Here is an 11,976-nt window from a genome sequence, read left to right on the forward strand (position 1 = left end):
CTTTAAATGACAGTAAATATTTACGATGATTTAAACAAGTTGGAAGGAACGCTTAGACAAACAGCAGAGTTTAAAGAAGTAGCACAAGCGGTTGAAGAAGTGAAAGCCGATAAAGACGCACTTGAATTGTTCAAGAGTTTCCGTAAAATCCAATTGAGTCTGCAGGAAAAACAAATGTCTGGTGAAGAACCGCTAGCTGAAGAACTAGAGTATGCGCAAAAAACGGCACAGCTTGCACAGCAAAATCCTAAGATAATGAAAATGCTTGAGTCAGAAATGGGTTTGAGCGGTCTAATTGAAGAAGTTAACCGCGTACTTATGAAACCAGTTCAACAATTATACGAATCCATCTAAAAACCGGCCTCGGCCGGTTTTTATTCATTCACCCCGTAAATTTGCTATAATGAATGGTATATTCCTCTACAAAAAGGGTTCACTTTATCAATAGAAAGTTGGGTTTACACAATGCAAAAAATAGTTATGAAAGAAAAATATGAACAGGGTTGGATTAGGATGTTCACACATCTTGCAAACCTATTCTTTGAACAGTCAAAAATAGTTGACGAAGACGAAGAGGGTGCAATTCTGGCAGAGCTCACATTGGAGCGGACGCTTGATGGGCACCTTTCGGGGAAGGCAATTCTTACGTGGGAAGGCGAAGAATATTCTGCCGTGTTTTCTGAAATGGAAGAAACTGACGATGAAAAAGTGATAACCCGCCAGTTGAAACGAATCTATTCACACGTCTTTCTTGAAACGCTTGAACAGGCAACAGGAATGCAACAATCGTGGGGAATACTTACCGGAATTCGTCCCATGAAGCTGTATCATAAATATCGCCTTGAAGGACATAGCAGTGAAGAAGCCCAGCAATTGCTGATGAAGCGGCATCGCCTTTCCAGTGAAAAAAGTGCACTTCTCGCAAAAATTGCCAATGTGCAGTTACGAACAGTACCTGATCTGCATGACCTTAGAAATGAAGTAAGCATTTACATCGGAATCCCATTTTGTCCAACGAAATGTGCCTATTGCACATTCCCGGCCTATGCAATTAATCGGAAAAATGGACGAGTTGAAACTTTCCTAGACGGATTACATGATGAAATCCGAGAAATGGGAAAATGGATGACAGAGCACGATACGAAAATTACTACGATTTACTTCGGTGGGGGCACACCTACTTCTATAGAAGCGGAAGAAATGGATGCGCTCTATGAAACCATGTATGCTTCATTCCCGAATATGGATAAAGTACGGGAAATCACCGTAGAAGCGGGTCGTCCTGACACGATTACACCTGCTAAAATTGATGTGCTGAAAAAATGGGGTATTGACCGAATTAGTGTCAATCCACAATCGTATACTGATGAAACATTGAAAGCGATCGGGCGTCATCATACTGTCCAAGAAACAATTGATAAGTTTCGGTTATCCCGTAACATGGGCATGAAAAATATCAATATGGATCTTATTATTGGTTTGCCAAATGAAGGAATGGATGAGTTCAGGCATTCACTAGCTGAGACTGAAAAGATGCAGCCAGAATCACTGACTGTTCATACATTGTCATTTAAACGGGCCTCTGAAATGACGCGCAATAAAGATAAATACAAAGTAGCGGACCGTGAAACAGTTGAACAGATGATGCATCTCGGAGAAGAGTGGAATGCGGCGAATGGCTATGAACCTTATTATTTATACCGCCAAAAAAACATTTTAGGCAACTTGGAAAATGTCGGATACGCAAAACCAAATGAAGAAAGTATCTATAATATTATTATTATGGAAGAAGTACAGACAATCATTGGTGTTGGATGCGGGGCTTCTAGTAAGTTCATCGATCCAATCTCAGGGAAAATCACACAATTCTACAATCCGAAAGATCCAGCAGCATATATTCTGACGTATGAAGAGTCGATCGAAAAAAAACTCGCTCATCTAGATTCAATTTTTCCGGAGATTGTCAATAAATAAAGGATTTACAGAAAAAACATCGAATGTAAGAAGTGAATGGTAATTCATTTCTTACAAGGGGTGTTTTTTTATGTATACAACAATTGAATTGAAAAAAGAAGGGCGTCTTGCGCGTCTTACGTTGAATAGACCGACATCGATGAATGCTATGAACATGTTAATGATGAAAGAGATTGCTGATGCATTTGAAGATTTGAAAAAGGATATGACGGTACAAGTACTGATAATTCATGGGGCAGGTCGTGCATTTTCGGCAGGCGGAGATATTAAGGAGATGGTGAATCCGGACAGCCCGATGGATATCAGCAAAGTCATGGTGGATCTGAGCCGCCTTGCGAAAGCACTTTACACGTTGCCACAGATTACAATCGCAGTCGTCCACGGTGCAGCAGCCGGACTTGGGTTTAGCCTGGTACTTGGTTGTGATCACATTATTGTTGAAGAAGAGACTAAACTTGCAATGAACTTCATTGGTATTGGCTTAGTTCCGGATGGTGCCGGTCATTTCTTCATAAAAGAACGTGTAGGAGTCCCTCAAGCTAAAAATCTAATTTGGTCAGGTAAAGTGATGAATGGGCAAGAAGCACTTGAAAAAGGGTTAATTGATGAAGTGACTGCAGAAGGAAAAAGCATCGAAGCTGGCGAGAAATTCGCACATAAACTACTTGCATCACCGATTGCAGCTATGATTGCATCGAAGAATATCCTTCATGGGCAAAAAACGAAAGAACTTGAAAGTGTGTTGGAAATGGAAAGTGAAGCACAAGTAGCAATGCGGAAAACGGAAGATCACCTAGAAGGCGTACAAGCATTTATAGGGAAGCGCAAACCTGATTTTACAGGAAAGTAATTTTGTGCAGTACGTCTGTTGAGTAACTATTTATTTGCGTAAATCGATAGCGAATAGTGCTTAAAAATCGCTATTTCACTGGGCTATTTTCGGCCCGCTTTTGGCGAATTAATCACAACAGATTTACCGAGGGGGCAGGTGTGGCGATAAGTGACTCCGTCACTTATCGCCACACCCTTTTCGGATATCTTGTTGTGATTTATCGCCTGCCGCGTTCCTACAATATCCAAGTGAAAAGTGCAGTTTCTTTGAAAGAAAAGAATAGATGAGCTTTCTATAAAGAGTGTAAGTGCCCGAAAATACAATTTCGGTCACTCTGGAACGTTGAAGATTGTGTTCTCTGCTCACTTTTAGCAAAGATTATGTGATGCTATATAAGAAATTGACACTTCATTAAAATAAAAACAGGGATACTATAGAAGAAGGATTGAGCTGCCAAAATTTCATCTTTGGCAGCTTCTCACATGGAGAGAAGCGAGCTATTCTTTCGTCCCAAAACGCTTTGGCACTATATGTGCCTGTGTCTTTGGAGAGCGGCGGATGAACAACTACCATACGATTACCGAAAAGAGTAAGTAGGGATGCGACTTTGTCGCATCCCTACTTACTGAGAACTCTCGTTAAGCGCATAAAAGTTGATTCATTCAAAGTGATCCCAAGCAACTATACAAGTAGTGCCCAGTGTATGATCAAATTACTTACGCCTGCTTTTTCTATCCGCAAACACAGAGATTTTTTTATTTTCTACAATTTACTTATATTTGTCAGTCACTTCACGCCATGAAAAATAGCCTTCTTCAACGGATCGAATCAGAAGTTCAGCTGTTGCGATATTTGTAGCGAGTGGAATTCCGTAAACGTCGCACAGACGCAACAATGCACTGACGTCTGGTTCATGAGGCTGTGCAAACAGGGGGTCGCGGAAAAATAAGATTAGATCCAGCTCGCCTGTCGCAACCATTGCGCCGATTTGCTGGTCTCCTCCTAAAGGTCCTGAGTTTAGTCGTGTGACAACTAAATCGGTCTCTTCCATAATTCTTTTTCCAGTTGTCCCAGTTGCGAATAAAGTATGTTTCGAAAAGATATGTTCATAAGCAATCGTAAAATTCACCATTTCATTTTTCTTTTCATCATGTGCTATTAATGCGATTTCCATTTTACGCACCTCACTTTTATGGGTTTGAACAATAAATATTTACTTCTATTATAGAATGACTTCGGCTTAAACCAAATATGATTGCTTCAATCATACGCACATCTAAGAAGTTAAAACTACTTAGATGTGCTATTTGTCATGAATGGAATAATAGTAACTTACCTGCAGGAGATGCGAGGCGGTGTGTTTTTTCTAAAAGGCTTTTCTCTTCTAGTATTACTTGTCCTTTTTCTTTAGCTTCATCGTCTGTATCAGACATGAATGTTTCTTCAATAATTAATTCCCCTGTTGGTTCGAAAGCTGTCAATTTATATGTTCTCACCTAATTCATCCTTTCCATTCTAATTACCTTCATTATACTACTAAAAAATCGGAAAAGAAATTTGAATGGAACACTTCGTATAGTGAAACTGATTTTTAACAAAAGTAATTAAATTGAAACTTCGGCGTACTAGATACGTATAGTTAACAATAGGGAAGATGAAAGGAGCAATACGATGTCATTATTACTTGAAAATGTAACAAAACGGTTTGGTGATTTCACTGCAGTAGATGATTTAACACTCTCCGTCGGCAAAGGAACGATGTACGGGTTTCTAGGGGCGAATGGAGCGGGCAAGACGACAACATTTCGGATGATTCTTGGTTTATTGAACGCCAATGAAGGACGGATAACCTGGAACGGGAAACCGATTTCTTATGCAACAAGTCCTGAGATCGGTTATTTGCCTGAAGAACGTGGGCTTTATCCTAAAATGAAAGTGGAAGAACAACTCATTTTTCTAGCCCAATTGCGCGGGATGAAAAAGTCGGATGCCAAAGCAGCAATGAATAAATGGCTGGAACGAATGGAAATTACGCATTATACCAATAAAAAGGTTGAAGAGTTATCCAAGGGAAATCAGCAAAAGATACAAGTAGTGGCTTCTCTCATGCATAATCCTCAGCTGTTAATCCTTGATGAACCATTTTCAGGTTTGGATCCCGTTAACGTTGAAATGCTGAAAAAAGCAATAATAGAATTTAGAAACGAAGGCGCGACGATTGTTTTCTCGAGTCACCGAATGGATCACGTTGAAGAATTATGTGAGCAACTAAGTATTATTGATAAAGGGAAACAAATTGTAAGTGGCACTCTGCGTGATGTAAAACGATCATTTGGAAAGCAGAATGTACGTATAAATTCAGACAATGACTTATCGCTTTTGGACTCAATTGCAGGTGTAACATCCGTACATAAATCCATAGAAGGCGCGCTATACCAAGTGGAATCCGAAATGGTTGCGGACAATCTCCTGACAGAGGCTTTGAAATCCGGACCAATTCGCCACTTTGCGATTGAAGAGCCATCGCTACAGGACATTTTCATCGAAAAGGTGGGAAAACAACATGCGTGAATTTATGATCATCTTTAAGCAGGCTTTCATGACGAAAGCGAAAACAAAATCATTCATTATCACAACGACCATCATGATTGCTGCAGTATTTCTTTTTGCAAATATGGGGAAAATCATCGATAAGGTTAATAGCATGACTGGTGGAGACAGTGAATCTTCGGAAGTGTTGCAAGTTGTCGATAACAGTGGTGTACTTGCGGATCGACTCAAACTGCAGTTCGATGCGAATGACTCAGATATTAAGATGGAAGTCTCCACAAAGTCGGAAGAAAGTCTGACAGCTCAAGTAAAAGAGGGGGAAATTGATTCTTTTTTGACGCTTGACCTGAACGATACAAATACGATTCAAGCCAATTATTCATCGATGAGTGCTACGGAATTTGACCTCCCGATGATGTTGCAAGATGCACTCCAATCAATTCAAACGGAAATGAAAGCACAAGAGCTCTCATTGTCCGGTGAACAAGTTCAGACATTGTTTGCCCCCATACAGTTTGAACAGCAATCGGTCTCTCCTTCAGCAAAGTCTGAAGAAGAGCTAAGCCAGGCACGCGGTCTCGTCTATGTATTAATGTTTTTAATTTATTTTGCAGTCATCGTCTATGCGAGTATGATTGCTACTGAAGTGGCAACAGAGAAATCGTCACGTGTTATGGAAATTTTAATCTCTAGTGTTTCACCCGTTAAACATATGTTTGCTAAAGTTGCAGGGATAGGGTCACTCGGTCTATTGCAAATGGTGCTGCTTGGATTAGCAGGATTCATTGCTTTGAAAACAACAACTTCTGAAATGGCAGATGGGTTATTTTCTGTTTTCGGCTTTTCAAATTTGAATATCGGAACGCTTGTTTATGCAGTAATCTTCTTCCTGTTAGGATACTTCCTCTATGCGACGTTAGCGGCTCTTCTAGGGTCTTTGGTAAGTCGTACGGAAGATGTCCAGCAAATCATCATGCCCATGACACTGTTAATTGTGGCAGGGTTCATGATCGCGGCAACGGGACTTGGGAATCCTGAGATGGCGTATATAAAATATGCTTCCTTCTTCCCATTCTTTGCTCCACTTGTTATGTTCTTACGCGTCGGTATGCTTGAATTACCAGTATGGGAACCGCTATTAGCAATTGCAATTATGCTTGTGACGATTTTCCTTCTCGGCTTCTTCGGCGCACGCGTTTACCGAGGCGGCGTTCTGATGTACGGTCCGTCACGTTCATTGAAGGATATTAAAAAAGCAATCCAACTCGGTAAGGAATAATTAGGTTCAATGTAAGTTGTGGGTCATATTGATTTGACCTGCAACTTTTTTGATTAATGAGAGATTTAAGTAGACATGTAGACTTTCATTCACGGATTCTTTTTATATATGGTAAAATTAGAACAAGTATTCGTTGAATTAAGGAGGTGTTTCATTTGTCAACAATTCGATTTATCCACACGGCTGATTTGCATCTCGATAGCCCTTTTAAAGGTATGACAGGACTTGCGGAAAATCATTTGACTCAAGTACGCGAGAGTACTTTTTCCGCATTCGAAAAATTGATTGATCATGCGGTAGAAACGAAACCAGATTTTGTTTTAATCGTGGGTGATATTTATGATGGTGAAAATCGTAGTTTACGAGCACAGATGAAATTTCACGAAGGAATGAAGAAATTGGATGCAGTGGGTATTCCCGTATTTATATCGCACGGGAACCATGATCACCTTGGTGGAAGATGGACTCGATTTGACTTGCCGCCAAATACCCATGTTTTCACTGAGGAGGTTGAATCGGTTCAACTCACCGTGAATGGACAAGACATCGTAATTCATGGTTTCAGCTATAAAGAAAGGCATATTCGTGATAGGGTAATCGACCGTTATCCCATTGCTGAAAATCATGAACCATTTCATATCGGTATGCTGCATGGCAGTTTAGCGGGAGATGAAACACATGCAGTCTATGCGCCCTTTACAAAAAGTGATTTACTTGCCAAGCACTATGATTACTGGGCTCTTGGGCACATTCATCTACGGCAACAGTTACATAATGCCCCTCCTATCGTCTATCCTGGTAACTTGCAGGGACGTCATCGCAACGAACAAGGTAAAAAAGGTTTTTATGAAGTCGAACTATCGAAAACAGAATCCTCACTTCATTTTGTCGAGGCGTCAGCGATTGTATTTGGCAGCTTGGAAGTATCATGTGCCGGAATGAGTCATGCCAATGAATGGCTGTCAGCTTGTTCGAAAGCGCTTGAGTTATTCCGACAACAGAATGGAGCGGGAATTGTAGAGCTATTGATGATTGATATCGATAGTGAGTCCGTAATTCTTTTCGACCAATCGCCTGAAGAAGAATGGCTCGAAGTTTTACGCGATTTTGTCGGGGATAACGAACCGTACGTCTGGATACAGAAGATTTCATTTGCCAGACAGATGAATCTCACAACGGCTTCAAGTGCGCTTGTACAGTCTGTTGTAGGATTAATGGACGACTGGACGGTTGATGACTGGAAGGATGTTTTAAAAGACGTCTATCAGCACGCACGGGGTGTCAAATATCTTGAAATTTTAACTGATGGTGAAATAGAGGAAGTAAAAGCTGGGGCGAATGCATTGCTTGCGGCAGAAATGTCAGAAATGGAATGAGGTGTTTATATGAAAATTGAAAGACTGAACATTTTTGGATTTGGCAAACACGAAAATGTCGTTGTAGATTTTGGTCCAGGCACTACTGTGTTTTATGGGTTGAATGAAGCTGGAAAAACGACGATTCAGCAGTTTATCCTTCATATCTTATTTGGGTTCCCACTGAAAAACAATGTGCTCTTACGCTACGAACCGAAATCGGGCGGTAAGTACGGCGGTCAAGTGCATCTTTTAGATGATATCTATGGAAAGTGCATCGTCGAGCGTATCCGTGGGAAATCCGCTGGTGATGTCACTGTTTATTTTGAAGATGGAACGAAGGGCGGAGACGAGGAGTTGAAAATGCTCCTTCGGCAGTACGACCGCGCTTCATTTGAGTCTATCTTTTCGTTCTCTCTCTTACAGTTGCAGGGATTCGAGAAAATGGATGAAGACGAGTTAAGCCGAACTCTTCTTGCGTCGGGGACAACTGGAGTTGACTCCTTATTGCGGCTTGGTAGCCGAATGGACAAAGAGTTGGGGGAGTTATTTAAAAAGACAGGTAGAATTCCACAAATGAACGTTAAAATTGCGGAACTTCGAGACTTGGAAATCGAACTGAAGAAAGAACAGGAAAAAATAGGCGAGTATGCACCTTCGATTGAACGAATCCAGGAAATTGATGAACGTCTAGCTAAGTTACAAAGCCAGGAAAAAGTACTGTCACAAAATGCACAGAGGCTTGCTGTTATGCGTTTACTGCTCCCCCTCCTTCAAAGAAAACGAGCTATTGAAGCGCGACTTTCACAATTTGGTAACGTAACCTTTCCTTCAGAGGGTATAAGACGTTATGAAACACTGGTCGGAAAGCTGACAGAAGTCGAAGCGTCTATAGAACGATTGGAAGAAGAATTGGCAATCGTGGCGGCACGCATGCCTGAAAAACAGGAGTCTGAATCCATCACTGAACTTGAAGTTTTGCTGGCCAAAGAATCTGAGTGGCATAGATGGAAAACTACGGTTGCTGCTGCAGATGACGAAGTGAGTCAGTTAACCAGTTTAAAAAGACGTCTACTCGAACGACTAGGTGTCAGGGAAGTTGAAGCGGAGCAATCTCTATTCCAGGCAGATGTTTCAATTCATAAGGAAGAACAGATGCACAAAATTATCCACGGCCTAACTGATAGTGATCAGCAAATTGGGTATATAAATCGTCAGCTTGTGCAACTAGAAAATGAGTTGTCGGATAAAGAATCTGAAATTAGTGATAGTGAACGTCATGCGCCTTCTGAGGAGGAATTAGGACGTGTACAAAACTGGCCAAGAATACGCCAGCAACTTGCTGAAGCGAAAGCATACATCTTACTAGGAGGGAGACCTGTTGAACAGAAAGTGTTAGTGGTACCTATACTTCTGTTCTTACTTGCTATCGTTTTCATCATCTTTGGTCTCGTCCAAAAAGAATGGATCATTAGTGTGGCTGGGGTTCTTGTTGCAGGACTAGGATTCTTTTTATATTCAAAAAAAGAAACTCAGACTTCAAACACTTCAAAGCAACAGGAGATGGAAAGTGTAATTGCTGCATATGATGGAAACGAGTGGCAGATGGAAGAACTCACAGAGCGTATCCTTATGTATAAGCGAAAGTCAGTAGAGTTGAAAGAAGCATTAATAGCGCTTAAAAAAAAGCATCATACACTGAAAATCGAACTAGAGAATGCATATACCATTAGAAAGCAAATTGAGTTAGAACTAGCAGAATTTTTACAGCTATACGGTTTCAAGGAAATGCCATCAACCGGAATTGTCCCAGAATTATTCCGGATGATACGGGAAGTTCAAGAGGTTAACCGAGATTTGAATGATGCTGACTTACGGCGACAAATGACACGACAACATATGACGGAAAGAGTAGACGCAGTTGAAAGAGCATTGCAGAAAGCAGTACCCCAAGAAGCGATTTATGAGATTTTGAGAAGAGACCTTATTCAACTGAAGGAACGGGCGGAAACAATGAAGTCATTGAAGTCCAACCAGGCACGCAAAGGAACGGAATTAAAAGATATGTCGGCTCTTGCAGGCTCATTGCAAGGAAAGGTGCAGGATTTGCTGGCTGAAGCAAAAACGGACACGGAAGAAGCGTTTTACAACGCATATGACATGCACCAGGAATCACTTCAGTTACAAGGACAACTAGAAGATGTAAAGGCGCAATTGGCGACCCACGGACCTCTAGAACTTCCTAGCGAAGTAACTACTGTAGAGGACCTGACAACAATAGCGGAGTCTAATACGGCAGCACAATCATCTATAGATGAGGAGTTGAGTGTTCTTGTTAATGAGAAGGCTACACTTATCAATAAAACGGAACAGCTTTTAACTGACGAAAACTACAGCCATAAACTGCAACTCTTTGAAATGAAAAAATCGGAACTTACGGACCTTTCTCGAAAGTGGTCTGAACGCAAAGCGATTTCGGAAGCCATCAAACGTACGATGTTCGATTTGAAAGAAAAAAAGCTGCCTAAAGTGCTTGAAGTAGCGGAGCAATTGTTCTGCGAGTTAACGGGAGGGAACTATGAATCGCTAACCGTAACGGAGTCTGGGCATTTTGAAGTTTTATCGAAGGATGGGATGCGCTACCCGATTGTGGAGCTTAGCCAAGCGACAAAAGAGCAGGCATACATATCTCTTCGATTAGCCCTGGCGGAATCTATGCTAGTTACTGCTCCTTTTCCAATAATGATGGACGATCCGTTCGTTCACTTTGACGGAGAGCGACTTTCGCGTATGATTAAACTACTGGACAATCTACAAAACAAGCATCAGTTCATTTATTTCACATGCCACGAAGCGATGAAGGATAAATGGCGGGATGCAACAATATTAAACGTTTCCGATATCGGGAGCGCACAGGGAGTGAACGTCTTATGAAGAAAATTGCAGAATATAATGCAGGTGAGCCGCTTGAAATTTTCTTACTAATTAAGCAATCAACAAAAGGAGTTACCACACAAGGTAAACCGTTTATGACTCTTATCTTGCAAGATAAAAGCGGTGATATTGAAGCGAAGCTATGGGATACGACAGATGAGCACGCGCAAACATATGCCGCAGCTTCGATTGTCAAAGTTGGCGGGGAAGTGCATGAATACCGTGGGAAAAATCAGCTGCGCATCAAAAGCATACGCCCGGTAAAAGAGGCTGAGGGAGTAGCGATTGCAGACCTAGTCCCGTCATCAGCAACAAGTAAAGAAGTCCTTTACGAAGAATTGATGCAGTATTTCTTTGAAATGGAAAACCCGCAAATCCAACGAATTACACGTCATTTACTGAAAAAGCATCAGACTGCTTTCATGACATATCCGGCCGCAACTAGAAATCATCATGACTATGTTTCCGGTCTAATTGATCATGTCGTCTCCATGCTGAAACTTGGAAAAGCGATGGCAGATTTATATCCAACGCTTAATAAAGATTTATTGTATGCGGGAATTATATTGCATGACATAGGGAAAGTGATTGAACTTTCGGGGCCGATTGCAACACAATATACAATTGAAGGAAATCTTCTTGGCCATATAACGATCATGGTCACTGAAATTTCAAAAGCGGCGGACGAACTTGAAATAGCTGGGGAAGAAGTCATGTTGCTCCAACATATGGTTCTATCTCATCATGGTAAAGAAGAATGGGGAAGCCCAAAACGACCAATGCTGAAAGAGGCAGAAATTCTTCATTATATCGATAATATTGACGCGAAGATGAATATGTTGGATCGTGCATTAGGCAAGACGGCTCCAGGTGAATTCACTGAAAGAATATTCCCGCTCGACAACCGTTCGTTTTACAAGCCATCTATTGACTAAACATGGGTTAGTATTGAGTATAGAAAAAAGCTGTCTCCTTCATTCGGAGACAGCTTTTTCATTGGGTATGGAATTATGGTTCTATAATATTTGTTGGGGTATCCATACAATTTAATC

The 11,976-nt window shown here is 41.1% G+C and carries 10 protein-coding genes; 8 read left to right on the plus strand and 2 right to left on the minus strand.

The window, feature by feature from the left end; all coding sequences use genetic code 11:
• Window positions 1-6 precede the first annotated feature (6 nt).
• The 3 genes from AC25Y5_RS17920 to AC25Y5_RS17930 all read left to right on the plus strand — a co-directional run bounded on the left by AC25Y5_RS17920 (window position 7) and on the right by AC25Y5_RS17930 (window position 2,824).
• Window positions 7-354, plus strand: a complete 348-nt coding sequence (locus AC25Y5_RS17920; protein ID WP_482103265.1) for a YlbF/YmcA family competence regulator — start codon at window positions 7-9, stop codon at window positions 352-354.
• Window positions 355-465: 111 nt separating this feature from the next.
• The gene (locus tag AC25Y5_RS17925; RefSeq protein WP_488141472.1) at window positions 466-1,974 is read left to right on the plus strand and encodes a coproporphyrinogen III oxidase; all 1,509 of its coding nucleotides are present in this window, start codon (window positions 466-468) and stop codon (window positions 1,972-1,974) included.
• A gap of 70 nt (window positions 1,975-2,044) precedes the next feature.
• The gene (locus AC25Y5_RS17930; RefSeq protein WP_488141473.1) at window positions 2,045-2,824 is read left to right on the plus strand and encodes an enoyl-CoA hydratase; all 780 of its coding nucleotides are present in this window, start codon (window positions 2,045-2,047) and stop codon (window positions 2,822-2,824) included.
• 751 nt (window positions 2,825-3,575) lie between these two features.
• Here the strand turns inward: AC25Y5_RS17930 and mgsA are convergent.
• Together mgsA and AC25Y5_RS17940 are read right to left on the minus strand one after the other, a co-directional pair.
• A complete protein-coding gene (gene mgsA / locus AC25Y5_RS17935) occupies window positions 3,576-3,980 on the minus strand; it encodes a methylglyoxal synthase (protein WP_482103269.1) in 405 nt (134 codons plus the stop codon).
• A gap of 136 nt (window positions 3,981-4,116) precedes the next feature.
• Window positions 4,117-4,302, minus strand: a complete 186-nt coding sequence (locus tag AC25Y5_RS17940; protein WP_482103270.1) for a YhzD family protein — start codon at window positions 4,300-4,302, stop codon at window positions 4,117-4,119.
• Between the two features lie 175 nt (window positions 4,303-4,477).
• Between AC25Y5_RS17940 and AC25Y5_RS17945 the strand changes: the two genes are divergently transcribed.
• From AC25Y5_RS17945 to yhaM, 5 genes are all read left to right on the plus strand, one after another.
• Window positions 4,478-5,377 carry an ABC transporter ATP-binding protein gene (locus tag AC25Y5_RS17945; protein ID WP_482106258.1) on the plus strand — a complete coding sequence of 300 codons (900 nt, stop codon included), beginning with the start codon at window positions 4,478-4,480 and terminating at the stop codon, window positions 5,375-5,377.
• Window positions 5,370-6,635 (plus strand): ABC transporter permease, encoded by a 1,266-nt coding sequence (locus tag AC25Y5_RS17950; RefSeq protein WP_488141474.1) that lies wholly within the window; start codon window positions 5,370-5,372, stop codon window positions 6,633-6,635. Before AC25Y5_RS17945 ends, AC25Y5_RS17950 begins: the two co-directional genes overlap by 8 nt.
• A 146-nt stretch (window positions 6,636-6,781) precedes the next feature.
• On the plus strand, window positions 6,782-8,011 hold the full coding sequence (locus AC25Y5_RS17955; RefSeq protein ID WP_488141475.1) for a metallophosphoesterase family protein: 1,230 nt from the start codon (window positions 6,782-6,784) through the stop codon (window positions 8,009-8,011).
• Between the two features lie 9 nt (window positions 8,012-8,020).
• The gene (locus AC25Y5_RS17960) at window positions 8,021-10,924 is read left to right on the plus strand and encodes an ATP-binding protein (RefSeq protein ID WP_488141476.1); all 2,904 of its coding nucleotides are present in this window, start codon (window positions 8,021-8,023) and stop codon (window positions 10,922-10,924) included.
• Window positions 10,921-11,859, plus strand: a complete 939-nt coding sequence (yhaM, locus tag AC25Y5_RS17965) for a 3'-5' exoribonuclease YhaM (protein WP_488141477.1) — start codon at window positions 10,921-10,923, stop codon at window positions 11,857-11,859. The genes AC25Y5_RS17960 and yhaM overlap by 4 nt, the downstream gene beginning before the upstream one ends.
• Window positions 11,860-11,976 lie beyond the last annotated feature (117 nt).

This window comes from Sporosarcina sp. Y1011, from assembly GCF_057669885.1.